Raw genomic sequence first — 25,504 nt, forward strand, 5'->3', positions numbered from 1 at the left:
GTTTCTCGATAAATCACCAGCAATGCAGAGAGTCTATTATATTACACGTTCGATCGATGCCGCCGATCAGTAATGTTTGCGTACTGACGCCATTTTCCGTTTTCTGCACGCCATGTAACAGATCGCCTCCCGTTACGCCCGTTGCTGAAAACAGAATATCCTGGCTTCCCACGAGTTCATCCAGCGTATAAACCCGGTTCACCGCTACCCCCATTTGCTTACAGCGGCGTAACTCATCGTTCGCGATCAATCGGTGTTCCGCCGTTTCACCTTTCGCCTGACAAAAGTCAATCAACTCAGCCTGCATATCACCATCAAGCGCCTTCACGGCGCAGGCTGATATCACCCCTTCCGGCGCGCCGCCAATAGCGTACATCACATCGAACGGATGATGTTGCTGGCAGGTTAATACGCTGGCGGCGACATCGCCATCCGGCAAGGCAAACACCTTGACGCCAAGCTGCGCGGCCTGCTGAATAACCGCCTGATGGCGCGGTTTATCCAGCGTCGCCATACGCAACGACGTGAGCGGCTTATTCAGCGCAGCGGCAATATTACTCAGGTTCTCTTCCAGCGATAACGCGAGGTTAATCGCCCCTTTCGCCTGACGGTTAACCACCAGTTTGCGCATATACATGTCAGGCGCATGCAGCAGGCTCCCCTGCGGCGCCAGCGCCATCACGGACAACGCATTATTCTGCCCCATCGCCACCATGCGCGTTCCCTCAATCGGGTCGACGGCGATATCCACGCTCGGCCCTGTCCCGGTTCCGACCTCTTCACCGATATACAACATCGGTGCATGGTCGATTTCGCCTTCGCCGATAACAATTTTGCCCCGCATGGCGACTTCATTTAATGACTGACGCATGGCTGTCACCGCCAGTCCATCGATTTTGTTTTTATCGCCGCATCCGGTTTGCGGCCAGGCAGCAAGCGCTGCCTGTTCCGTAATCCGAAAAAGCGGCCACGCCAGAGACATCATGCCGCCGCCTCCCCAATATCTACGCCAAACTGCGCCAGCAAATATCTCTCCGCGTTTTCATTCCAGATGCCGTGCGTCTCTTCAACCAGACGCGCCAGCGCTTTGAATAACGGGTCGGTTTTTCCTTTTTCGGCAAAATCGGCGATAGCGGTCAGCGGCATGGTCACACCGTTATAAATGAGTTTTTTCCCGCCCGGAATATTGGGCAGGTTAAGCACCGTTTCCGGGACGGCATCCAGCCCGCCAATGTGCGTTACCATAAATGAAGGCTGTAGTTGCCCTGTGGCGCTCAACGCAATGGCCTCTTTCATGTCATCAGTCGAACCGCCGGACGTTCCCACAACATGGGTACTGTTGTAATGCACGTTGTAGAAGTTAAACGGAACCTTAAAATCTTTATCCGTTGGGCCCGCGAAAAAGTTCAGACAACCGTCTTCAGCCAGCAGTGTATCGGCCATTTCCACCACCGCCGGGACGGCGGCGTAAACGAAAACGTCATCGAAACCCGCATCTTCCGTTAGCGCACGCAGTTTTGCCGTCGGGTTTTCCATGCCGCAGGTATTCACATAAACAAGCTCAATCCCCTTCGCCGCCGCCAGCTCGACCGGCAGCAGTTTTTTCGCTTGTGACAGACGGGCTTCATCAATATCGACCACCACCACTCGCGAAGGCTGGATACCACCGTTGATGGCATAATCAATGGCGCCGATCCCCATCGGCCCGGCACACGCCAGAAGCGCAATATTACCGCCGGGTTTCACCCCCATACGGTGCTCATAAACATAAGGCGTCGTGTGGTAGTTCGCATTGTATGCGCCGATAATACAGCACATGGGTTCTGCCAGTGACGCCGCCGCGAAATAAGAGCCGTGATACGGTAAAACACAGCCGAGGTTAATCGCCAGCTCAGGAATAATCATATACGTCGCATTGCCGCCAAAATATTCATAGCTATATCCCGCTGAATATCCGCTGGGCAACCCCATCGCCGGTTGCAACACAAAACGTTGTCCCTTTTTATATTTATCGGTCAGGTTTTTCCCCACCTCAACAATAATACCTGCGCACTCATGACCAGTAATAACCGGGTGATTATCTAAGTCATCAGGCACACGTTTATGCTCGCTACCTAACGTGGCGGCTTTCCATGTCGATAAACACACGCTGTCTGATATTACACTCACTAACAGTTCATTATCTGTAATTTCAGGCAATTCAAACTCGCGGATGCGAACATCCTGCTTACCATAAATAGCAGCTACTTTGGTCTTCATAGTTACTCCGAAAAATTGATGATGCTAATCCGCGATGAGTTTTTTAAATAATTCATCCAGCAGTGGGTCACCGATGTAATTTTTAATTAACACCGTGGGCTTATTACTCACACGCTTAACGCGGCCCTCAAGGCTGGCATGCGTCACGATAATATCGGCGTCATCAGGAACATTTTCGATAGCATGATGAGCCACCGCAATCACCAGACCGGCTTTCTCCAGACGCTTACGGAATGTCGTTGCCCCCATCGCGCTGGAACCCATTCCGGCATCGCAGACAAAAGCGATACGTTTAATATTCTTATAAGAAAATGCGCCTTCCTGTTTCATTGCTTTCACGGCTTTCGCAGACTCTGCGAAATGGTCTTCTTCATTCTCCGTTTCAACGCTCTTTTCCATTTTCAGGATGATCGAAGTCACGATGAAGGTCACCAGCGTTCCCGCCGTTACACCCGCGATCGTAGCCAGGAAAGATCCTTTCGGCGTCAGCGCAAGGTACGCGAAAATCGAACCCGGACTTGGGCCTGCAACCAGTCCGCCGCCTAACAGATTAAATACCCAGGTTCCCGTCATCCCGCCAGCGATCATCGCAATCAGCGTTAACGGTTTCATCAATACATACGGGAAGTACAGCTCGTGAATCCCCCCCAGGAAGTGGATGATCATCGCTCCCGGCGCGGATTTTTTGCTCATACCACGGCCAAAGAAGGTAAAGCCCAGCAGCAGCCCTAATCCCGGGCCAGGGTTAGAGGCCACCATGAAGAAAATCGATTTCCCCGTCTCCGACGCCTGTTGCATCCCCAACGGGTAATAGACGCCCTGATCAATCGCGTTATTCAGAAAGAGAATTTTCGCGGGTTCGTTAATAAGCGACAGCAGCGGCAGATAACCGGCATGCACCAGCGATTCAATACACTCTTTCACAAAATTATTCGCGATGAGCACTGCCGGGCCAATCACCTCAAACCCCAGCAGGCACAGGAGCATCCCGGCAATACCCAGAGAGAAGTTATTAATCACCATCTCAAAGCCAGCGGGAATACGCTTGTCCAGCAGTCGGTCGATATGTTTAATCACCAGTCCACCAAGTGGCCCCATGATCATTGAGCCGAGGAACATAGGAATATCCGCGCCGATAATGACGCCAATCGTACCAATTCCCCCCATCACCGCGCCTCGTTTCCCACCCACCAGATGGCCGCCAGTAGAACCGATCATTACTGGCAGCAAATAGGTGATCATAGGGCCAACTATTTTGGCGAAATGTTCATTCGGTAGCCAACCGGTTGGAATAAATAAGGCAGTAATAAACCCCCAGGCAATAAATGCGCCGATATTGGGAATGACCATTGCAGTCAAAAAGCCCCCAAAAGCCTGGACCTTTGCACGAGCAGACTTGTGTTCCATAATAATATCCTGTAGAGGAGAAATTAATTATGCGCGAGCAATAATATCCGCTAGCTGTTTTTCAGATGTCGCTGTTAACAACTCAGTAAGAATTTCATCTTCACATAATAATTCACTTAACGCCTGAATAGCGCCAATGTGAGAGTCCGCATCTGCGGCGGATAAACCGATTAATAGTTTGATCGGATCATCTTTTGTAAACTTCACTTCTTGCCGGAGGAGTGTTAACGACATCCCCGTTTTTAAAGCACCACATTCAGGGCGCGCATGCGGCATTGCGACGCCTGGCGCCAGAATATAATAAGGTCCATTGGTTAATGTGGACTCTTTAATGGCCTGAATATACCGTGAGTTAACATAATCATGAGAAAGCAGAGAGGACATGGAAAAATCAATTGCTTCGCGCCAGTCAGTCGCTGCATTTTTTATTGCTATTGACGATTCAGGGAAATAATCAATCAGCCGCATAAATTATCCTTATTTATATAGGGTACTGCTTATCGTTAAAAACAAAATACTCGCGCGGCAAAGCGAAATCAATCGAGGGGAAAAATGCGAAGAAGGAGAAAGTGTTTTTTTAGAACTCAATAAAAACAGATAGTTAAAAACATAAAAATAAAAAGCAACTGCATTTATGTGCTATTTATCACAATTACATCAAATCACTAAATATCAAATATGTGAATTAGATCATATATAGCCACTTGTCTGAACGAAATTATTTATAATTCCTTTATAAAAAACGGGCCGCCTGAGCGACCCGTTCGGAGTTGTATCGTGATTACAGCAGTTCTTTTGCTTTCGCGACAACGTTATCAACGGTAAAGCCGAACTCTTCGAACAGCAGCTCAGCAGGCGCAGACTCACCGAAGGTGGTCATGCCGACGATAGCGCCATTCAGGCCCACGTATTTGAACCAGTAGTCAGCGATACCCGCTTCTACTGCCACGCGAGCGGAAACCGCTTTCGGCAGTACGGCTTCACGGTAAGCGGCATCCTGCTTGTCGAACGCGTCGGTAGACGGCATGGAGACCACGCGCGCTTTCACGCCTTCGGCAGACAGTTTGTCCCATGCGGCAACGGCCAGCTCAACTTCAGAACCGGTTGCGATGAAGATCAGTTCCGGCTGACCGGCGCAATCTTTCAGCACATAACCACCGCGTGCGATGTTCGCCAGCTGCTCTTCGGTACGTTCCTGCTGCGCCAGATTCTGACGGGAGAGGATCAGCGCGGTCGGGCCGTCCTGACGCTCAACGCCGTATTTCCACGCCACTGCGGATTCAACCTGGTCACACGGACGCCAGGTGCTCATGTTCGGCGTTACGCGCAGAGAAGCCACCTGCTCTACCGGCTGGTGAGTCGGGCCATCTTCGCCCAGACCGATGGAGTCGTGGGTGTAGACCATCACCTGGCGCTGTTTCATCAGCGCAGCCATACGCACCGCGTTACGGGCATATTCCACGAACATCAGGAAGGTAGAGGTGTACGGCAGGAAACCACCGTGCAGGGAGATGCCATTAGCGATGGCGGTCATACCGAACTCGCGCACGCCGTAATGGATGTAGTTACCCGCAGCATCTTCGTTGATGGCTTTAGAACCCGACCACAGGGTCAGGTTGCTTGGCGCCAGGTCAGCGGAACCGCCGAGGAACTCAGGCAGCAGCGGCCCAAACGCTTCAATCGCATTCTGAGACGCTTTACGGCTGGCGATTTTCGCCGGGTTAGCCTGCAACTTAGCGATAAATTCATTCGCTTTCGCGTCGAAGTCAGACGGCATTTCGCCTTTCATACGACGGGTAAATTCAGCGGCTTCCTGCGGGAAGGCTTTTGCATAGGCGGCGAATTTCTCATTCCAGACCGCTTCTTTTGCCTGACCGGCTTCTTTCGCATCCCACTGCGCATAGATTTCAGACGGGATTTCGAACGGCGCGTATTTCCAGCCCAGCTGTTCGCGGGTCAGTGCGATTTCAGCATCGCCCAGCGGCGCGCCGTGAGAGTCGTGCGTACCCGCTTTGTTCGGGGAACCGAAACCGATGATGGTTTTGCACATCAGCAGGGACGGTTTGTCAGTAACGGCGCGCGCTTCTTCAACCGCGCGTTTAATCGCTTCAGCATCGTGACCGTCGATACCGCGCACAACGTGCCAGCCGTAGGCTTCGAAACGTTTAGCGGTGTCATCAGTGAACCAGCCTTCAACGTGGCCATCGATAGAGATACCGTTGTCATCGTAGAACGCGATCAGTTTGCCCAGCTTCAGCGTTCCTGCCAGAGAGCAGACTTCATGGGAAATACCTTCCATCATGCAGCCATCGCCCATGAAGGCATAGGTGAAGTGATCCACGATATCGTGGCCTGGACGGTTGAACTGCGCCGCCAGTGTTTTTTCCGCAATCGCCATACCGACCGCGTTCGCAATCCCCTGGCCCAGCGGGCCGGTGGTGGTTTCAACACCTGCGGTGTAACCCACTTCCGGGTGGCCCGGCGTTTTGGAGTGCAGCTGACGGAAGTTTTGCAGCTCAGACATCGGCAGGTCATAGCCGGTGAGGTGCAGCAGGCTGTAGATCAGCATGGAGCCGTGGCCGTTAGACAGCACGAAGCGGTCACGGTCAGCCCAGGAAGGGTTCTGCGGGTTGTGGTTCAGGAAATCACGCCACAGGACTTCGGCAATGTCAGCCATACCCATAGGGGCACCCGGGTGACCGGATTTGGCTTTCTGTACTGCGTCCATGCTCAGCGCACGAATAGCATTGGCAAGCTCTTTACGTGAGGACATTTTGACTCCAGATCGGATGATGAAGGCCATGCCCTTAACGACTTGACGACAGCGCGTTTTGGGCTACGCCGGAAAAAAGTGCCAACAATGTAACCCAAGCCGCGAGCCATGTACATGGAGCATCCTTTCGCCGCTTCAGAAATCTCCGGATCGTGTTCGCATGTTGCGCAATCTGCTCACCCCCTTGTCGTTCTTTTCTTTATACTTAGCGTGGCGCTGGTTCATCGACACAAGGCGCACTTTTAGAACAATCCTGATTTCGTGCGGAAGAGAAAACATGAAAATTCGCGCTTTACTGCTTGCTATGAGCATGGCGACGGTTCTGACCGGTTGCCAGAATATGGACTCCAATGGACTGCTCGCTTCAGGTGCAGGCGCTTTTCAGGCTTACAGCCTTAGTGATGAGCAAGTAAAAGCGCTCAGCGACCAGGCATGTACGGAAATGGACAGCAAGGCGACGATCGCCCCGGCCAGCAGCGAATACGCGAAGCGACTGACCAAAATCGCCTCTGCGCTCGGCGACAATATCAACGGCCAGCCGGTGAATTACAAAGTCTATGTGGCGAAAGACGTTAACGCGTTTGCAATGGCGAACGGCTGTATCCGCGTCTATAGCGGCCTGATGGACATCATGACCGATAACGAAGTGGAGGCGGTCATCGGCCACGAAATGGGACACGTTGCGCTCGGCCATGTGAAGAAAGGGATGCAGGTTGCGCTGGGGACTAACGCGGTTCGCGCCGCAGCCGCTTCCGCTGGCGGTATTGTCGGCAGTCTGTCGCAGTCGCAGTTGGGCGATCTTGGCGAGAAACTGGTGAACTCACAGTTCTCCCAGCGCCAGGAGTCCGAAGCGGATGATTACTCCTATGAGTTGTTGCGCAAACGCGGCATCAGTCCGGCCGGTCTGGCAACCAGCTTTGAGAAACTGGCGAAACTGGAAGCGGGACGTCAAAGCTCCATGTTTGACGATCACCCGGCCTCCGCCGAACGTGCCCAGCATATTCGCGACCGAATGGCGGCAGACGGTATTAAATAAAAACGAGAGCAACATGTAGCTCTTGTTAGCTGTTCCGTTCGCCTTATGTTCGTTACCTGCCTGAAACCATAGCATTTGCGAACGTGTTAAGGAGGCTCGTCGCCGCCTCCTTAACAATCCTGGCTCCCGGCGGGAAAATTGTTGCTTCGCAATACCCTCCGCTTATTCCTCCAGGCTACCGGGCGGGCGCGAGGTAGCGTCCCTGCAAAACGCGCCCTGAACCCGCATCCATGCGGGTTCCTCCGGCCTTACGGAAACACGTCGGCAATTTTCAGCCGGACCCGCCCACACCTGACCATTTCCACGGTTTTTTTTTAACAGCAAAACCGGTGCGGCTGAAAATCAGAGCATTGCAGCAATGCCCCTGTTCCGGCTGAAAATCGATGAGACGTTGACGGCTGACCGGGTCCGCCCGCAAGGACGCGGGCGGAGGGGACGGCCTGCCGGGACGCAGGCTCGGCCCCGACCCGAAAGGCAGACGGAATAAGGCGAATGAACCGCGCAGCGGCGATTTTCCTTGCCGGAGAGCCTGGGTTGCAAGGGAGGCGGCGGCGAGCCTCCCTTGCACGTTCACGAGTACTGAGTTTTCAGAGTAATGTTGAACATCAGGTGAACGGAAACAATCTTCCTGGCTAAATATTCTCCCGGCAGACAGAATAGCGTTCAAATGGTAATTCCCCCCCATTCTTATAACGCATAAATTGATAACTTAAGCGCACAGAACGTTAAATATCAGAATATAAACAGTAGCGATATATTCGACGTTTTATTCTCTGATAGAGGATTATTTTAGTATTTATATTCCCCGGCATGTTTTATCACTTTTTTTAACGCCACAGACAAAATATAAAATAGTCCAGCCCCGATATGGCCGGCACGCCAACGGCTGTAAGCCTTTGTCACAAAATGTTTGCAATCAATAATTATTCAGGTAACTATCCGTAACGCAGCAATTCAATTTGATATTATCCATAAAGAGAAGTTCCCTCAGTGAAAAAAGAAATATCGTTAATCGCATTAAGTTTATTCGCCGCATTGCCTGCCATTGCCAGCCAACAATCCGACAGCCAGGGTTTTGTTAATGACAGCCATTTAAATCTCTTTTTACGCAACGCCTGGATTAACCGTGATTATCAGGGTGGCGTACAGGACAAAGCCGAATGGGGCCAGGGCATTGTCGCCACCTTTGAATCCGGCTATACCGAAGGTCTGATCGGCTTTGGCGTTGACGGTATTGCGCAGTATGGCGTGCGTCTGGACGGCGGCCGTGGCCGCAGTGGCGCAGGCGGTATCGACTTCTTCAAACAAGACAGCGACGGCCGCGCGAAATCCGATCTGGCAAAATTTGGCGCAACCGCCAAAATGCGCATCTCCAACACCGTCCTGAGCTACGGCAACCAGCGTCCGCAGCTCCCGATCGTCTACGCCGACGATTCCCGTCTGCTGTTTGAAAGCTTCACCGGCACCATGTTGACCTCCAGAGAGATCGACGGTCTGGAGATTAATGCCGGTTACTTCACCGACGAGCAGCGCAAAAGCGACGACCGCCACAACAGCGGCCTGAAAAGCCTCTCTTTCGGCGGCGCGAGCTACCAGTTTAACGATCAGTTCAGCGGCGCCCTGTATGCCTCGCACGTCGAAGATGTGCTGAACAAACAGTATCTGGGGCTGAACTTCAAACAGCCTTTCAGCACCGGACAGCAGCTGGTGCTGGACTTCAACGGCTACAACTCACGTCTGGATTCCGGTTACGCCGATAGCCTGAATACTGGCCGCAGCAACAGCATCTGGAGCCTGGCGGCAAGTTATATCTGGGATATTCATACCTTTAAAGTGGCGTATCAGCAAAGCAGCGGCAGCACCGGTTATCACTACGGCAGCTATCGCGATCAGGGCGGCGTCGGCGATGGCGGCAACACCATCTGGCTGGCGAACTCTTACTGGTCTGATTTTAACGGTGAAGACGAACGTTCCTGGCAGGCGTCATATGGACTGGATTTTGCCGGTCTCGGTTTACCGGGGCTGAGCTGGACAACCGCTTATGTTCGCGGCGATAACATCAAAACATCGGCAACCAGCAACGGCAAAGAGCACGAGTGGTTCAACCAGGTGCAATACCAGGTTCAGGACGGCATGGCGAAAGACCTGAAACTGAAGCTGCGCTATTCCGTATTACGCGTGTCCAGCAACGCCAGCGACTATAACGTCAGCGGCAACGAGATTCGCGCTTACGTGGAATATCCGTTTAACATCTTTTAAGTTAAAACCCCTCTCCTGATGACGGAGAGGGGAAGCACTTATTCGCCTTTTTTCGCCGCCTGAATGTAGAGCATTTCCAGCGCCAGGGTCGCCGCAGCCAGCGCGGTGATTTCGGACTGGTCATAAGCCGGAGCCACTTCCACTACGTCCATCCCGACGATGTTCAGATCTTTCAGACCGCGCACCAGTTTAATGGCGCGATCGGAAGTCAGGCCGCCGATCACCGGTGTCCCTGTGCCCGGTGCGAACGCCGGGTCCAGACAGTCGATATCAAAGGTCAGGTAGACCGGCATATCGCCAACGATCTGATTAACCTGCGCGATGATGTCATCCACGCCGCGATCGTTCACCTGGCAGGCATCCAGCACGGTGAAACCGTTGTCTTTATCAAATTCAGTACGAATACCAATCTGCACGGAGTGGTTCGGGTCAATCAACCCCTCTTTCGGCGCAGTGTAGAACATGGTGCCGTGATCAAACTCGCAGCCGTTCGCGTAGGTGTCGGTATGCGCGTCAAAATGCACCAGCGCCATTTTGCCAAAGTGCTTTGCATGAGCGCGCAGCAGCGGCAGGGTCACGAAGTGGTCGCCGCCGAAGGAGAGCATACGTTTACCGGCTGACAGCAGTTTCTCCGCATGCGCCTGCAATTTTTCACTCATCTCGCGCGCGTCGCCAAACGCATAGACCAGGTCACCGCAGTCCACAACGTTCAGGCGCTCGCGCATGTCGAAGTTCCACGGGAAGCGGTTGTGCTCCCAGGCCAGGTTAGTGGAAACCTGACGGATTGCCGCCGGGCCGTGGCGGCCGCCCGCACGACCGGAAGTCGCCATATCAAACGGTACGCCGGTGATAACCCAGTCGGCGTCGCTGTCATAAGGCTGGAAATTCAGCGGCAGACGCAGAAAGCCAAAGGCGTTGGAAACCAGGGAGTTATCGTACTGATGACCTAAAGTGCTCATGTCCTGACCTCTTTTAAAGTCGATACATTAAAAACAGATGAAAAAAAATCCCCTCCGCGTCGTTAAACCCGACGAGGAAGGGATTGATTCGTAAATCGCTTATTGGGGCGAATTATCGCCGTTAATTCATACGGGTTCAAGTGAGTATAGCATTCTGCCGGATGGCGGCTTCGCCGTATCCGGCCTACATTCGTAGGCCCGGTAAGCGCAGCGCCACCGGGCATCAGCGGCTACTCGTCTTCCAGGTAAGTGTACCCGTACAGCCCCGTCTCAAACTCTTCGAGGAACTGCTGTTGCAGCGCATCGTCCAGACCGGTCTGTTTCACCTGATCGCGGAAGTGGGTCAGCAGCGTGTTCGGATCGAGCTGTACGTATTGCAGCATATCCGCCACGGTGTCCCCTTCGTCAGACAGCTCAACTTCCACGCTGCCATCCGGGAAGACAAACACGTCAACCGCTTCGGTGTCGCCGAACAGGTTGTGCATGTTGCCAAGGATCTCCTGATAGGCGCCGACCATAAAGAAACCGAGCATCGGCGGGTTCTCTGGATCGTACTCCGGCATCGGCATAGTGGTGGCGATGCCGTCACCGTCGATGTAGTGATCGATCGCGCCATCGGAATCACAGGTGATGTCCAGCAGCACCGCGCGGCGCTCAGGCACCTGATCCAGCCCTTCTAGCGGCAGCACCGGGAACAGTTGATCGATACCCCACGCATCCGGCATTGACTGGAACAGCGAGAAGTTGACGTACATTTTGTCCGCCATACGCTCCTGCAACTCATCGATGATCGGACGATGCGCACGGTTCTGCGGGTCCAGCTGTTTCTGTACTTCGTGGCACATGCTCAGGTAAAGCTGTTCCGCCCAGGCGCGTTCCTGCAAACTGAACGTCCCGGAAGAGTAGCCAATGTGAATGTCGTGCAGGTCCATCTGGCTGTCGTGTAGCCATTCACGCAGCGAGCGACGGGTGCCCGGCTCGTGCATCTCCTGCCAGGTTTCCCACATGCTCTGCAACGCGCGCGGCGCGTCGTCGGCAGGCGCGGTGGGCACGGTATATTCGTTACGCTCCACGCCGATGATGTTCGATACCAGCACGGTATGGTGCGCAGTTACCGCACGGCCAGACTCGGTGATCACCGTTGGGTGCGGCAGACCGTGTTCTTCACACGCGTCGCCAATCGCCCAGATGATGTTGTTGGCGTATTCGTTCAGGCCGTAGTTCACGGAGCAATCAGACTGCGAGCGGGTTCCTTCGTAATCCACGCCCAGACCGCCGCCGACGTCGAAACACTGAATGTTGACGCCCAGCTTATGCAATTCAACGTAGAAACGGGCGGATTCGCGCACGCCGGTGGCAATGTCGCGGATATTCGCCATCTGCGAACCGAGGTGGAAATGCAGCAGTTGCAGGCTGTCCAGTCGCCCGGCTTCACGCAGGGTTTCAACCAGTTGCAACACCTGCGTCGCCGCCAGGCCGAATTTGGATTTTTCGCCGCCGGAAGACTGCCATTTACCGGAACCCTGCGAGGCCAGACGCGCACGCACGCCCAGGCGCGGGATCACGTTCAGACGCTCGGCTTCATCCAGCACGATAGCGATTTCTGACATCTTCTCGATGACCAGGTAGACCTTGTGGCCCATCTTTTCGCCAATCAGCGCCAGACGGATGTATTCACGGTCTTTGTAGCCGTTACAGACGATCACGCTGCGGGTCATTCCGGCGTGCGCCAGAACCGCCATCAGCTCCGCCTTCGAACCGGCTTCCAGCCCCAGCGGTTCGCCGGAGTGAATCAGCGATTCAATCACCCGGCGGTGCTGGTTGACCTTGATCGGATAAACGAGGAAGTAGTCGCCGTTATAACCGTAGGATTCACGCGCGCGTTTAAACGCCGCGTTAATGGAGCGCAGACGGTGTTGCAGGATCTGCGGGAAGCAGAACAACGCAGGCAGACGCTGGCCTTGCGCTTCGCGAGCTTTCACCAGTTTGGCGAGATCGACGCGCGCCTGAGGTACGTCAGGGTCCGGGCACACGCTGATGTGTCCCAGTTCGTTGACGTCGTAGTAGTTATTGCCCCACCAGGCAATATTGTAAGTACGCAGCATCTTGCTGGCTTCCTGGGAGCTCATTGCAACCTCCTGCATGGAGCGTAGTACACCCTGTTCGCCTGCTGACGAAGGCGAACCCATAGACATGTCGTCAGACATAGCGAACCTCAAATTTTATTAACAAGTGTAAAACAGTTGACTACTATCGCAATCCGTAGACGCGATAACAACCCATAAACAGACGTATTTTCCAGCAGATAGTGCTGACGCTCCGCCTGCGCGACCGGTTTCTTTTTCATATCATTGTAAAACACGTAACCGAACTTAAGTATGACGGTTCGGCGAAACCACGAGAAAACTCTTGTTTCAACAAGAGCGCCCTTGTTCAGTCTTCCGTTACCGACCGGCTCTGGAGTCCTGAGAAGCGCCGAGATGGGTATAACATCGGCAGGTATGCAAAGCAGAGATGCAGATTGCGGGGGACATGCGCACACCAGAACGGTGCGACAGATTCAGCAGAATACAACGGTTCATTATCTCGTATCACCTCCACGGCCGCCCCGTAAGACAAGCCTTTAAGCCAAAGCAACGTTTTAGCCCGGCTGGAAGTGGCGACACGAGGAATCCGTCGTGTGCTTTTTAGTATGAGCCGCGCGCCGCGTTTTATACCGACAAGAGGGGAAAAATGCAAAGCATAAATGCGCACATTGCCAGCAGTGTCCTGAAAAATTTCCAGTCGTGTTTTCAACGCAACGAGAGTTGATTCAAAAAAAACTGGAAATCGGGTGAAGAAGTGACCTAAAATAGCCATCCAGATGTTAATCCATCCATACTGATTAACACTCAGACTGCCAGTGTCATCAACCTGCAAGCCTTGGTAGAATCCTCTGCTTTGGCTATTCCACACAACAGTTTGAGCTAACCAAATTCTCCTTAGGTGAAATAAAACATGGCAAAACACCTTTTTACGTCCGAGTCCGTATCAGAAGGGCATCCTGACAAAATTGCTGACCAAATCTCTGATGCCGTGCTGGATGCGATCCTGGAACAGGATCCGAAAGCGCGCGTCGCATGCGAAACCTACGTTAAAACCGGTATGGTTTTAGTTGGCGGTGAGATCACGACCAGCGCATGGGTTGATATCGAAGAGATCACCCGTAACACGGTCCGTGAGATTGGCTATGTGCATTCCGACATGGGCTTTGACGCCAACTCTTGCGCCGTGCTGAGCGCTATCGGCAAACAGTCCCCGGATATCAACCAGGGCGTTGACCGTGCCGATCCGCTGGAACAGGGCGCGGGCGACCAGGGCCTGATGTTCGGTTACGCGACCAATGAAACTGACGTGCTGATGCCAGCGCCGATCACCTACGCGCACCGTCTGGTACAGCGTCAGGCTGAAGTGCGTAAAAACGGCACGCTGCCGTGGCTGCGCCCGGATGCGAAAAGCCAGGTCACTTTCCAGTATGACGACGGCAAAATTGTCGGCATCGACGCGGTAGTGCTGTCTACTCAGCACGCTGAAGAAATTGACCAGAAATCGCTTCAGGAAGCGGTGATGGAAGAGATCATCAAGCCGATCCTGCCGTCAGAATGGCTGAACGCGTCGACGAAATTCTTCATCAACCCAACCGGTCGTTTTGTTATCGGCGGCCCGATGGGCGACTGCGGTCTGACCGGTCGTAAGATTATCGTGGATACCTACGGCGGTATGGCGCGTCACGGCGGCGGCGCATTCTCCGGTAAGGACCCGTCTAAGGTTGACCGTTCCGCAGCCTACGCCGCGCGTTATGTTGCGAAAAACATCGTTGCCGCAGGTCTGGCTGACCGTTGTGAGATTCAGGTTTCTTACGCTATCGGCGTGGCTGAACCGACCTCTATCATGGTTGAAACCTTCGGTACTGAAAAAGTGCCTTCTGAACAACTGACCCTGCTGGTACGCGAGTTCTTCGACCTGCGTCCGTACGGCCTGATTCAGATGCTGGATCTGCTGCACCCGATCTACAAAGAAACCGCTGCATACGGTCACTTTGGCCGCGAACATTTCCCGTGGGAAAAAACCGACAAGGCGCAGCTGCTGCGTGATGCCGCAGGTCTGAAGTAATTTACTGACGTTGCTTTTTTTAAGGCCAGCCTCGTGCTGGCCTTTTGTATTTGTGCGCGCATCTTTTGCCCGGAGTCGCTTCGCTTGCACGGGCCTACGGGTTCTGTCGTTTTGGCATAGCCGTCACCCGACGATTAATGAAACCGTTTACTCTCCATTCTATAAGCCACGCGTTGAAAATAATCCTTTTTCATGATCGTTTTTCTTCTGACGTTACATTTTTTTCAGTTAAGTCTTAAATGTGCGCATTCGTGATACAAACTGCCTCACTTACCTCTATGTTTTCAAAGTATTAATTACTTTCACCATAAAATGTTAGTGTAAACGATTACACTAACGTGATTTTAATCACATATTTTTACGGGCTACTCACCTACCCTTAGCATCAACAAAACTGGCAACCCAACCGGAGGCATCATGCCTGACAATAAAAAACAGGGGCGTTCAAACAAGGCCATGACATTTTTTGTCTGCTTTCTTGCAGCCCTGGCAGGATTACTTTTTGGCCTGGATATCGGCGTTATCGCCGGTGCTTTACCCTTCATCACTGACGAATTCCAGATTACCGCGCACACTCAGGAGTGGGTGGTCAGTTCGATGATGTTCGGCGCCGCCGTCGGTGCCGTCGGCAGCGGCTGGCTCTCCTTCAAATTAGGTCGTAAGAAAAGCCTGATGATCGGCGCGATCCTGTTTGTGGCCGGTTCGCTGTTTTCCGCCGCCGCGCCTAACGTTGAGGTGCTGATCGTTTCCCGCGTGCTGTTAGGCCTGGCCGTTGGCGTCGCGTCCTACACCGCCCCGCTGTACCTGTCTGAGATCGCGCCGGAGAAAATTCGCGGCAGTATGATCTCCATGTACCAGTTGATGATCACCATCGGTATTCTTGGCGCCTATCTGTCTGACACCGCGTTCAGCTACAGCGGCGCATGGCGCTGGATGCTGGGCGTGATCATCATTCCGGCCATTCTGCTGCTGATCGGCGTGTTCTTCCTGCCGGACAGCCCGCGCTGGTTCGCGGCGAAACGTCGCTTTATTGATGCCGAACGCGTACTGCTGCGCCTGCGCGATACCAGCGCAGAAGCCAAACGCGAGCTGGATGAGATCCGTGAAAGTCTGCAAGTAAAACAGAGCGGCTGGGCGCTGTTTAAAGAGAACAGCAACTTCCGTCGCGCGGTGTTCCTCGGGGTGCTTTTGCAGGTGATGCAACAGTTCACCGGGATGAACGTCATCATGTACTACGCGCCGAAAATCTTTGAACTGGCAGGTTATACCAATACCACCGAGCAGATGTGGGGCACCGTTATCGTTGGTCTGACGAACGTGCTGGCCACCTTTATCGCTATCGGCCTGGTAGACCGCTGGGGGCGTAAACCAACGCTGACGCTGGGCTTCCTGGTCATGGCTATCGGCATGGGCACTCTCGGCACCATGATGCATATCGGCATTCACTCGCCGTCAGCGCAATACTTCGCTATCGCCATGCTGCTGATGTTTATCATCGGGTTCGCGATGAGCGCCGGCCCGCTGATTTGGGTACTGTGCTCTGAAATTCAGCCGCTGAAGGGCCGCGATTTCGGTATCACCTGCTCTACCGCCACCAACTGGATCGCCAATATGATCGTCGGCGCAACGTTCCTGACCATGCTCAACACGCTGGGCAACGCAAACACCTTCTGGGTCTATGCCGGTCTGAACCTGTTCTTCATCATCCTGACCATCTGGCTGGTTCCTGAAACCAAACACGTCTCTCTGGAACACATTGAACGTAACCTGATGAAAGGCCGTAAGCTACGCGAAATCGGCGCTCACAACTAACGCTGATAATTAGCGGTAAGTGCCCGATGGCGTAAGCTTATCGGGCCTACTGCACTCAGTTGAACGCAGCGCGGTTTGTCGGCCGCCATCCGGCAAAACTTAGCGGGGTGAAGCGTCCCTCTTGCAGTCTCCATCACCTCCCATTATCCTCTGTCGTTATGAAAACCTCCCGTCTCCCTATCGCTGTCCAGCAAGCCGTCATGCGCAGCCTGCGGGAAAAACTCGCCCAGGCCAATCTCAAACTGGAACGTCTTTACCCGGAACCCAGGCTGGTTTATCAACAACGTGGAACTACCGCGGGAACAGCATGGCTACAAACCTACGAAATCCGTCTCAATCCTGTGCTATTGATGGAAAACGTCGACGCGTTCGTTAATGAAGTGGTGCCCCATGAACTGGCGCATTTGCTGGTCTGGAAACATTTTGGCCGGGTTGCGCCGCACGGCAAAGAGTGGAAATGGATGATGGAAAGCGTACTGGGCGTCCCTGCCAGACGCACGCATCAGTTTGAACTGCAATCCGTTCGCCGCAATACCTTTACCTACCGCTGTAAATGCCAGCAGCATCAGCTCACCGTGCGCCGCCATAATCGCATCGTGCGCGGTGAAGCCACCTACCGCTGCGTTCACTGCGGCGAACCGCTTATTGCTGAATAATCGCCAGAATAATCAGGAACTTTTCTGATCTGCCTGATTGCATACAAGAACAACTTTCGCTACGTTGCGGGCTCGTTTTGACACGGAGTTCGTGATGTACCGTAATTTCTCTTTTGCCGCAGCGTTGTTGGCGATGATGCTCTCAGGACAGGTGCTGGCTACAGGCATCAACAGTTTTTCTCAGGCCAAAACCGCCGGGGTCAAAGTCAACGCCGATGTTCCCGGTGATTTCTACTGCGGGTGTAAAATTAACTGGCAGGGTAAAAAAGGCGTCGTGGATCTCGCCTCCTGCGGCTATAAAGTCCGAAAAAATGAAAACCGCGCCAGCCGCATTGAATGGGAACACGTCGTGCCCGCCTGGCAGTTCGGCCACCAGCGTCAGTGCTGGCAGGACGGCGGGCGAAAAAACTGTGCGAAAGATCCTGTCTACCGCAAGATGGAGAGCGACATGCACAATCTGCAACCCGCCGTCGGCGAGGTGAATGGCGATCGCGGCAACTTCATGTACAGCCAGTGGAATGGCGGCGAAGGTCAGTACGGCCAGTGCGCCATGAAGGTCAATTTCAAGGAAAAAATCGCCGAACCGCCTGCTCGCGCCCGTGGTGCGATCGCCCGTACCTACTTTTATATGCGCGATCAGTACAATCTGACGCTCTCCCGTCAGCAAACGCAGCTTTTCAACGCCTGGAACAAGCTGTATCCGGTCACGGACTGGGAGTGCGAGCGCGACGAACGCATCGCCAGGGTACAAGGGAACCACAATCCATACGTGCAACGCGCTTGCCAGGCGCAAAAGAGCTAACCTACACTAGCGGGAATATTTTTAACCCAGCCCCACGCGATCAGATGGCGTGGGGAGATGACGCGGATTTTTCTATTATGCGCATTCCCCGCATTTATCACCCTGAACCCATCACATCCGGCAGCCAGTTCTCCCTGTGTGAAGACGCCGCCAACCATATCGGACGCGTGCTGCGTATGGGGCCTGGCCAGGCGCTCCAGCTGTTTGACGGCAGCAATCAGGTGTTTGACGCCGAGATAACCAACGCCAGCAAAAAAAGCGTCGATGTAAAAGTGCTCAGCGCCACCCTCGACGATCGTGAATCCCCGCTGCATATTCACCTCGGCCAGGTGATGTCGCGCGGCGAAAAAATGGAATTCACTATCCAGAAATCGATCGAACTGGGTGTAAGCCTCATTACGCCACTTTTTTCTGAGCGCTGCGGCGTTAAACTGGACAGCGAACGTCTGAACAAGAAGCGCCAGCAGTGGCAAAAAATCGCTATCGCCGCCTGCGAACAGTGCGGTCGTAACCGGGTGCCGGAAATTCGCCCGGCAATGGATCTGGAAGCCTGGTGCGCCGAACAGGACGAGGGGCTGAAACTGAACCTTCACCCGCGCGCCAGCGCCAGTATCAACACCCTGCCGCTCCCCGTGGAGCGCGTGCGCCTGTTGATTGGCCCGGAAGGCGGTTTGTCGGCAGATGAAATCGCCATGACCGCCCGCTACCAGTTTACTGATATCCTGTTAGGACCTCGCGTTCTGCGTACTGAGACAACTGCGCTCACCGCCATTACCGCGCTACAGGTGCGTTTTGGCGATCTGGGCTAACGGAGAAGAACAATGATCAAGCTCGGCATCGTGATGGATCCCATCGCAAGCATCAACATCAAGAAAGATTCCAGCTTCGCTATGCTGCTGGAAGCACAACGTCGTGGCTACGAACTTCATTACATGGAGATGGCCGATCTGTATTTGATCAACGGTGAGGCTCGCGCCCGCACGCGTACCCTGAGCGTAGAGCAGAACTATGACAACTGGTATACGTTCAACGACGAGCAGGATCTGCCGCTGGCCGATCTGGACGTCATCCTGATGCGTAAAGATCCGCCGTTCGATACCGAATTTATCTACGCCACTTATATTCTGGAGCGCGCGGAAGAGAAAGGCGCGCTGATCGTCAATAAGCCCCAGAGCCTGCGCGACTGCAACGAAAAACTGTTCACCGCCTGGTTCTCCGACCTGACGCCGGAAACGCTGGTCACGCGTAACAAAGCGCAGCTGAAAGCCTTCTGGCAGAAGCACAGCGACATCATTCTCAAGCCGCTGGACGGCATGGGCGGCGCGTCTATCTTCCGCGTGAAGGAAGGCGACCCCAACCTCGGCGTGATCGCCGAAACGCTGACCGAACATGGCACCCGCTATTGCATGGCGCAGAACTACCTGCCTGCCATTAAAGACGGCGACAAACGCGTGCTGGTTGTTGACGGCGAACCCGTTCCGTACTGCCTGGCGCGGATTCCGCAGGGCGGCGAGACCCGTGGCAACCTGGCGGCCGGTGGTCGCGGCGAACCGCGCCCGCTTACCGACAGCGACTGGGAAATCGCCCGCCGCATTGGCCCAACCCTGAAAGCGAAGGGGCTGATTTTTGTGGGTCTGGATATCATCGGCGATCGTCTGACGGAAATTAACGTCACCAGCCCAACCTGTATTCGTGAGATCGAAGCGGAATTTCCCGTCTCTATTACCGGTATGCTGATGGATGCCATTGAGGCGCGTTTGCAGAAGTAAATTAGTTGCCGGATGACGACGCCTTCGCGTCTTATCCGGCCTGGAATTTCACCCCACAGGCCGGATAAGACGAAACTGCCATCCGGCAAAGCTATTTTCAGAGGGTGACATCTTCGCGCTTTCCCCACATACTGGACGCTGTTGCTTTTTTGAACCCGGATACAGAACCTCTGACAATGAATTTACAGCATCACTTTCTTATTGCCATGCCTGCTCTCCAGGACCCAATTTTCCGCCGCTCCGTGGTGTACATTTGCGAACACAATGAAGATGGCGCAATGGGGATTATCATTAATAAGCCTCTGGAAAATCTACAGATTGAAGGGATTCTGGAAAAACTGAAGATTACGCCTGAACCGCGCGATCCGGCGATTCGTCTGGATAAAGCCGTAATGCTCGGCGGACCGCTGGCGGAAGATCGGGGATTTATTTTACATACCCCGCCCTCCCGCTTTTCGTCCAGTATTCGTATTTCTGACAATACGGTGATCACCACGTCCCGCGACGTGCTGGAGACGTTAGGCACACCGGAGCAACCCTCTGAGGTGCTGGTGGCGCTGGGTTATTCATCATGGGATAAAGGTCAACTGGAGCAAGAGCTGATGGATAATGCCTGGCTCACGGCCCCTGCCGATCTCAATATTCTGTTCAAAACGCCGATTGCCGACCGCTGGCGCGACGCGGCCAAATTAATCGGAATTGATATTCTGACCATGCCTGGCGTGGCGGGGCATGCCTGATGAGCGGAACCTTACTCGCATTTGATTTCGGCACCAAAAGTATCGGCGTAGCGATAGGACAGCGCATCACCGGCACCGCCCGCGCGCTGCCAGCGATAAAAGCGCAGGACGGAACGCCAGACTGGAACATTATCGAGCGTTTGCTGAAAGAGTGGCAGCCGGATGAAATTATTGTCGGGCTACCGCTCAATATGGATGGCACAGAGCAGCCCCTCACCGCTCGCGCCCGCAAGTTCGCCAACCGCATTCATGGCCGTTTTGGCGTATCGGTTACGCTGCATGACGAACGCCTGAGCACCGTAGAAGCGCGCTCTGGCCTGTTTGAACAGGGCGGTTATCGCGCACTCAACAAAGGCAAAGTGGATTCCGCCTCGGCCGTCATCATCCTCGAAAGCTATTTCGAGCAGGGTTACTGAAGCGAATTGCCTGATGGCGCGCAGCGTTAAGACCGACAAATTAGCTTCCATATCAACGCCTGATGGCGCTTCGCTTATCAGGCCTACGGGCACGCTTGTAGGCCGGATAAGGCCATCGGCCGCCATCCGGCACAACCGTTCGCTAAAGCCTGCCCTGCGCCTGCCGCTGTTGCAGACTCTGGGCAAACGTCTGCATCCCCGCCTGTTGGCTGGTCTGAATAACGCCGGGCAACTGGTGAATCTTCCCCTCCCGAATAAGATTGCCAACCGCTGGCGTGTTGATGAGCAGTTCGAATAACGCCACGCGTCCGTCCTGCCTGTCGGTTTCCAGCTTCTGCGACAACACGGCGCGCAGGCTGCCCGCAAGTTGACTGCGTACCGGATCTTTCTCCTGCGCCGGAAAGGAGTCGACCAGCCGCTCTACCGCCTGTGCCGCGCCGCGCGTATGTAGCGTCGCCAATACCAGATGCCCCGTTTCCGCCGTCGTCAGCGCCAGGCGAATAGTCTCGCTGTCGCGCAGTTCGCCTAATAAAATCACATCCGGATCTTCACGCAGCGCAGCGCGTAACCCGGCGGCAAAGGAGCGACAGTGTACGCCAACCTCCCGCTGCTGAATCAGGCAGCGCTGGCTGGTATGGCGGTACTCAATAGGATCTTCCAGCGTCAGAATATGACCATCGAGATGCTGGTTGAGGTATTCCACCATTGCCGCCAGCGTGGTGGATTTCCCGCTTCCCGTCGCCCCGGTCACCAGAATCAGTCCGTTCTCGCCGCCAAGGAGCGCGGGTAGCGCGGCTGGCGTCTGGAGCGCGTCCAGTTGCGGGCACGTAGTGGGCAACAACCGCAGCGCCAGCGATGCGCCCTGCTCGTGATGAAAAGCGCTGGCGCGTAACCGCAGTCCGCCCGGCAGCGACACCGCAAAGTCGAGCTGACCATCCGCCTGCCACGCCCGGAGCTGCGCGTCGTTAAGCCATTGTGACAGCAAAACCTCGACATTCGGGCTGCTAAACGGGGCTATTTCCACTTTTCCCCGTTTACGCCAGCGTGCAGGCCATGCGTTGCACAGGTGTAGATCCGAGACGTTATGCTTTACACTAAGGGCCACTATTTCTTCCATATCCATACGAACATCCTCGGAAAATGAACGATATCGCGCATAACCTGGCACATGTCCGGGACAAAATCTCAGCCGCCGCGACGCGTTGCGGGCGGTCTTCAGAAGAAGTTACGCTGCTTGCAGTGAGTAAAACCAAGCCTGCGAGCGCCATCGCAGAAGCCATCGCGGTCGGGCAGCGGGCGTTTGGCGAAAACTATGTTCAGGAAGGGGTAGAGAAAATTCGCCACTTCAAAGAAAGCGGCGTCGAAGGGCTGCAATGGCACTTTATTGGCCCCTTGCAGTCCAACAAAAGTCGTCTGGTGGCAGAGCATTTTGACTGGTGCCATACGATCGATCGTCTGCGTATCGCCGCCCGTCTGAGCGAACAGCGCCCGGCAGATCTGCCGCCGCTGAACGTGCTGATTCAAATTAATATCAGCGATGAGAACAGCAAGTCCGGGATTCCGCTTACGGAACTGGACGCTCTGGCGGCAAGCGTGGTTGAGCTTCCCGGTATCAGGCTGCGCGGACTGATGGCGATCCCCGCCCCTGAGTCAGATTATGTAAGGCAGTTTGAAGTTGCACGCCAAATGGCTGTAGCATTTGCCGGGCTGAAAACGCGCTATCCTGGCGTTGATACCCTTTCTCTGGGTATGTCGGATGATATGGACGCCGCAATTGCGGCAGGTAGCACGATGGTGCGCATCGGCACCGCTATTTTTGGTGCGCGTGATTACACAAAAAATTAAGGAAAACTGAGGAACGCCATGAAGACGTTGACCTTCCTGCTCTCAACGGTAATTGAACTGTATACCATGGTGCTATTGTTGCGCGTATGGATGCAGTGGGCTCGCTGTGATTTTTACAACCCTTTCTCACAGTTTGTGGTGAAAGCGACTCAACCCATTATCGGGCCGCTGCGTCGTATTATTCCGCCAATGGGGCCGATTGATAGCGCCTCCATGCTGTTGGCATTTATTCTGAGCTTTATCAAAGCGATAGTGCTTTTCATGGTCGTGACGTTCCAGCCGATTATCTGGATCGCCGCCATACTTATCGTCCTGAAAACCATCGGCCTGCTGATTTTCTGGGTACTGCTGGTGATGGCGATCATGAGCTGGGTGAGCCAGGGCCGCAGCCCGATTGAATACGTTCTGCTTCAACTGGCGGACCCTTTGCTACGCCCGATTCGTCGTCTGCTCCCTTCGATGGGCGGCATCGACTTCTCGCCGATGATCCTGGTTCTGCTGCTGTATGTTATCAACATGGGCATCGCTGAAGTCTTACAGGCGACAGGCAATATGCTGCTGCCGGGGCTGTGGATGGCGCTATGAGTGCCGTTACACCCTGCGCTGACGGTCTGATTTTACGGCTCTATATTCAGCCGAAAGCCAGCCGTGACAGTATTGTGGGTTTACATGGCGACGAAGTGAAAGTCGCCATTACCGCCCCGCCGGTTGATGGCCAGGCCAACAGCCATCTGGTGAAGTTTCTTGGCAAACAATTCCGCGTGGCGAAAAGCCAGGTCGTCATTGAAAAGGGCGAACTGGGCCGCCACAAACAGGTTAAAATCATTCATCCGCAACAGATCCCGCCAGAAATCGCGGCGTTAACTGATTAGGTATCCTATGCAAAAAGTTGTCCTCGCTACCGGCAATGCCGGTAAAGTGCGTGAGCTTGCCTCACTGTTGAGCGATTTTGGGCTTGATGTCATCGCGCAAACCGAACTGGGCGTTGATTCAGCCGAAGAGACCGGTCTGACGTTCATCGAAAATGCGATCCTGAAAGCGCGTCATGCCGCAAAAGCTACCGGTCTGCCCGCCATTGCCGACGACTCCGGCCTGGCCGTTGATGCGCTGGGTGGCGCGCCGGGTATTTACTCCGCCCGTTATTCCGGCGAAGACGCCACCGACCAGCGTAATCTGGAAAAACTGTTGCATACCTTGCGGGAGGTGCCGGATGAGAAGCGCCAGGCGCGTTTCCACTGCGTGCTGGTCTACATGCGCCATGCAGAAGACCCGACGCCGCTGGTGTGCCACGGAAGCTGGCCAGGAATGATTACCCGCGAAGCGGCGGGCAATGGCGGTTTCGGCTATGACCCTATTTTCTTTGTTCCGTCTGAAGGTAAAACGGCAGCTGAGTTAACCCGTGAAGAAAAAAGCGCGATCTCCCACCGTGGGCAGGCGCTGAAGCTGCTGCTGGACGCCTTACGCAATGGTTAAGCTGCCGCCGCTGAGTCTTTATATTCACATCCCGTGGTGCGTGCAGAAATGCCCGTACTGCGATTTCAACTCGCATGCGCTGAAAGGCGAAGTGCCGCACGATGATTATGTTCAGCACCTGCTGAGCGATCTCGATACCAACGTGGCATATGCGCAGGGACGCGAAGTAAAGACCATTTTTATTGGCGGCGGTACGCCGAGCCTGCTCTCAGGCCCGGCAATGCAAACGCTGCTGGACGGCGTGCGGGCGCGCCTGCCGCTGGCGGCGGATGCAGAAATCACGATGGAGGCGAATCCGGGGACGGTAGAGGCCGACCGTTTCGTTGATTACCAACGCGCCGGGGTAAACCGTATCTCCATCGGCGTGCAGAGTTTTAGTGAACCGAAGCTAAAACGCCTCGGGCGCATTCACGGCCCGGAAGAGGCGAAGCGGGCAGCGAATCTGGCGAGCAGTCTGGGGCTGCGCAGCTTCAACCTGGACCTGATGCACGGCCTGCCGGATCAAACGCTGGAAGAGGCGCTGGGCGACCTGCGCCAGGCCATCGCGCTCAATCCGCCGCATCTGTCGTGGTATCAGTTGACTATCGAACCTAACACGCTGTTCGGCTCACGCCCGCCGGTATTGCCAGACGATGACGCGCTGTGGGATATCTTCGAGCAAGGCCACCAGTTGCTGACGGCGGCAGGTTATCAGCAGTACGAAACCTCCGCGTATGCCAGGCCGGGTTATCAGTGTCAGCACAATCTGAACTACTGGCGCTTTGGCGATTACCTCGGAATTGGCTGCGGCGCGCACGGTAAAGTGACCTTCCCGGACGGGCGCATCCTGCGCACCACCAAAACGCGTCACCCGCGCGGTTATATGCAGGGGCGCTATCTGGAAAGCCAGCGTGATGTCGAACAGGCCGACAAGCCGTTTGAGTTCTTTATGAACCGTTTTCGGTTACTGGAAGCGGCTCCCCGGGCAGAGTTTACGCAGTATACCGGGCTTGCCGAAGCGGTAATTCGTAAGCAGCTCGACGAGGCCATCGCCCAGAGGTATCTCACCGAATGCGAGCAGCACTGGCAGATTACCCAACACGGCAAGCTGTTTTTAAACTCCCTTCTGGAGCTGTTTCTGGCGGAGTGATGGCGGGGGAAGATGTA

25 protein-coding genes are annotated in these 25,504 nt (G+C 54.5%); 15 read left to right on the plus strand and 10 right to left on the minus strand.

Annotation, left to right across the window (positions count from 1 at the left end):
* Positions 1-13 precede the first annotated feature (13 nt).
* The 5 genes from glpX to tkt all read right to left on the minus strand — a co-directional run bounded on the left by glpX (position 14) and on the right by tkt (position 6,439).
* Positions 14-985 carry a class II fructose-bisphosphatase gene (gene glpX, locus OGV79_RS06055; RefSeq protein ID WP_058668073.1) on the minus strand — a complete coding sequence of 324 codons (972 nt, stop codon included), beginning with the start codon at positions 983-985 and terminating at the stop codon, positions 14-16.
* A complete protein-coding gene (locus OGV79_RS06060; protein ID WP_286468158.1) occupies positions 982-2,259 on the minus strand; it encodes a zinc-binding dehydrogenase in 1,278 nt (425 codons plus the stop codon). The genes glpX and OGV79_RS06060 overlap by 4 nt, the downstream gene beginning before the upstream one ends.
* Positions 2,260-2,283: 24 nt before the next feature.
* On the minus strand, positions 2,284-3,666 hold the full coding sequence (locus tag OGV79_RS06065) for a PTS mannitol transporter subunit IIBC (protein ID WP_012135047.1): 1,383 nt from the start codon (positions 3,664-3,666) through the stop codon (positions 2,284-2,286).
* A 27-nt stretch (positions 3,667-3,693) separates the two neighbouring features.
* On the minus strand, positions 3,694-4,134 hold the full coding sequence (gene cmtB, locus OGV79_RS06070; protein ID WP_012135048.1) for a PTS mannitol transporter subunit IIA: 441 nt from the start codon (positions 4,132-4,134) through the stop codon (positions 3,694-3,696).
* Between the two features lie 313 nt (positions 4,135-4,447).
* On the minus strand, positions 4,448-6,439 hold the full coding sequence (gene tkt, locus OGV79_RS06075; protein ID WP_049010273.1) for a transketolase: 1,992 nt from the start codon (positions 6,437-6,439) through the stop codon (positions 4,448-4,450).
* Between the two features lie 277 nt (positions 6,440-6,716).
* On the opposite strand from tkt, the gene loiP reads away from it, so the two are divergent.
* Both loiP and OGV79_RS06085 read left to right on the plus strand, forming a co-directional pair.
* A complete protein-coding gene (loiP, locus tag OGV79_RS06080) occupies positions 6,717-7,475 on the plus strand; it encodes a metalloprotease LoiP (protein WP_198448533.1) in 759 nt (252 codons plus the stop codon).
* 990 nt (positions 7,476-8,465) lie between these two features.
* Positions 8,466-9,734: an OprD family outer membrane porin gene (locus tag OGV79_RS06085; RefSeq protein ID WP_012135053.1), complete on the plus strand. Its 1,269-nt coding sequence runs from the start codon at positions 8,466-8,468 to the stop codon at positions 9,732-9,734.
* A 38-nt stretch (positions 9,735-9,772) separates the two neighbouring features.
* Here OGV79_RS06085 and speB read toward each other — a convergent pair whose 3' ends face one another.
* The 4 genes from speB to yqgG form a co-directional block, all read right to left on the minus strand.
* Entirely contained in the window at positions 9,773-10,693 is a 921-nt protein-coding gene (speB, locus tag OGV79_RS06090) for an agmatinase (RefSeq protein ID WP_012135054.1), read from the minus strand.
* Between the two features lie 230 nt (positions 10,694-10,923).
* Positions 10,924-12,900 (minus strand): biosynthetic arginine decarboxylase, encoded by a 1,977-nt coding sequence (speA, locus tag OGV79_RS06095; RefSeq protein WP_024130934.1) that lies wholly within the window; start codon positions 12,898-12,900, stop codon positions 10,924-10,926.
* An 8-nt stretch (positions 12,901-12,908) separates the two neighbouring features.
* Complete coding sequence (yqgB, locus tag OGV79_RS06100) at positions 12,909-13,040, minus strand: acid stress response protein YqgB (RefSeq protein WP_047463939.1); 132 nt, start codon at positions 13,038-13,040, stop codon at positions 12,909-12,911.
* A gap of 97 nt (positions 13,041-13,137) precedes the next feature.
* Positions 13,138-13,275, minus strand: coding sequence for a small protein YqgG (gene yqgG, locus OGV79_RS06105; protein ID WP_269475138.1), 138 nt, complete (start codon positions 13,273-13,275; stop codon positions 13,138-13,140).
* A 415-nt stretch (positions 13,276-13,690) separates the two neighbouring features.
* Here yqgG and metK point away from each other — a divergent pair, with 415 nt between their 5' ends.
* From metK to ruvX, 8 genes are all read left to right on the plus strand, one after another.
* Positions 13,691-14,845 (plus strand): methionine adenosyltransferase, encoded by a 1,155-nt coding sequence (gene metK, locus OGV79_RS06110; protein WP_012135057.1) that lies wholly within the window; start codon positions 13,691-13,693, stop codon positions 14,843-14,845.
* A gap of 417 nt (positions 14,846-15,262) precedes the next feature.
* Positions 15,263-16,657 carry a galactose/proton symporter gene (gene galP, locus OGV79_RS06115; RefSeq protein WP_060815922.1) on the plus strand — a complete coding sequence of 465 codons (1,395 nt, stop codon included), beginning with the start codon at positions 15,263-15,265 and terminating at the stop codon, positions 16,655-16,657.
* 158 nt (positions 16,658-16,815) lie between these two features.
* Entirely contained in the window at positions 16,816-17,313 is a 498-nt protein-coding gene (locus tag OGV79_RS06120; RefSeq protein ID WP_286468159.1) for a SprT family zinc-dependent metalloprotease, read from the plus strand.
* 94 nt (positions 17,314-17,407) lie between these two features.
* A complete protein-coding gene (gene endA / locus OGV79_RS06125) occupies positions 17,408-18,115 on the plus strand; it encodes a deoxyribonuclease I (protein ID WP_012135060.1) in 708 nt (235 codons plus the stop codon).
* 77 nt (positions 18,116-18,192) lie between these two features.
* Complete coding sequence (rsmE, locus tag OGV79_RS06130) at positions 18,193-18,924, plus strand: 16S rRNA (uracil(1498)-N(3))-methyltransferase (protein ID WP_047463935.1); 732 nt, start codon at positions 18,193-18,195, stop codon at positions 18,922-18,924.
* Positions 18,925-18,936: 12 nt separating this feature from the next.
* Entirely contained in the window at positions 18,937-19,884 is a 948-nt protein-coding gene (gene gshB, locus OGV79_RS06135) for a glutathione synthase (protein ID WP_012135062.1), read from the plus strand.
* A gap of 176 nt (positions 19,885-20,060) precedes the next feature.
* Complete coding sequence (locus tag OGV79_RS06140; RefSeq protein ID WP_012135063.1) at positions 20,061-20,624, plus strand: YqgE/AlgH family protein; 564 nt, start codon at positions 20,061-20,063, stop codon at positions 20,622-20,624.
* On the plus strand, positions 20,624-21,040 hold the full coding sequence (gene ruvX, locus OGV79_RS06145; RefSeq protein WP_114848321.1) for a Holliday junction resolvase RuvX: 417 nt from the start codon (positions 20,624-20,626) through the stop codon (positions 21,038-21,040). The genes OGV79_RS06140 and ruvX overlap by 1 nt, the downstream gene beginning before the upstream one ends.
* A 142-nt stretch (positions 21,041-21,182) precedes the next feature.
* Here the strand turns inward: ruvX and OGV79_RS06150 are convergent, their stop codons facing one another.
* Entirely contained in the window at positions 21,183-22,163 is a 981-nt protein-coding gene (locus OGV79_RS06150) for a type IV pilus twitching motility protein PilT (protein WP_286468160.1), read from the minus strand.
* Between the two features lie 17 nt (positions 22,164-22,180).
* On the opposite strand from OGV79_RS06150, the gene OGV79_RS06155 reads away from it, so the two are divergent.
* The 5 genes from OGV79_RS06155 to hemW are packed head-to-tail and all read left to right on the plus strand — an operon-like array spanning position 22,181 to position 25,487.
* Positions 22,181-22,885: a YggS family pyridoxal phosphate-dependent enzyme gene (locus OGV79_RS06155; protein ID WP_115625896.1), complete on the plus strand. Its 705-nt coding sequence runs from the start codon at positions 22,181-22,183 to the stop codon at positions 22,883-22,885.
* 18 nt (positions 22,886-22,903) lie between these two features.
* The gene (locus OGV79_RS06160) at positions 22,904-23,470 is read left to right on the plus strand and encodes a YggT family protein (protein ID WP_012135068.1); all 567 of its coding nucleotides are present in this window, start codon (positions 22,904-22,906) and stop codon (positions 23,468-23,470) included.
* The gene (yggU, locus tag OGV79_RS06165) at positions 23,467-23,757 is read left to right on the plus strand and encodes a DUF167 family protein YggU (protein ID WP_012135069.1); all 291 of its coding nucleotides are present in this window, start codon (positions 23,467-23,469) and stop codon (positions 23,755-23,757) included. Before OGV79_RS06160 ends, yggU begins: the two co-directional genes overlap by 4 nt.
* 7 nt (positions 23,758-23,764) lie before the next feature.
* Positions 23,765-24,358: an XTP/dITP diphosphatase gene (locus OGV79_RS06170; RefSeq protein ID WP_012135070.1), complete on the plus strand. Its 594-nt coding sequence runs from the start codon at positions 23,765-23,767 to the stop codon at positions 24,356-24,358.
* The gene (gene hemW, locus OGV79_RS06175) at positions 24,351-25,487 is read left to right on the plus strand and encodes a radical SAM family heme chaperone HemW (protein WP_286468161.1); all 1,137 of its coding nucleotides are present in this window, start codon (positions 24,351-24,353) and stop codon (positions 25,485-25,487) included. Before OGV79_RS06170 ends, hemW begins: the two co-directional genes overlap by 8 nt.
* Positions 25,488-25,504: the final 17 nt, after the last annotated feature.

The organism is Citrobacter sp. CK185, assembly GCF_030333565.1.
Lineage (GTDB): Bacteria > Pseudomonadota > Gammaproteobacteria > Enterobacterales > Enterobacteriaceae > Citrobacter_B > Citrobacter_B koseri.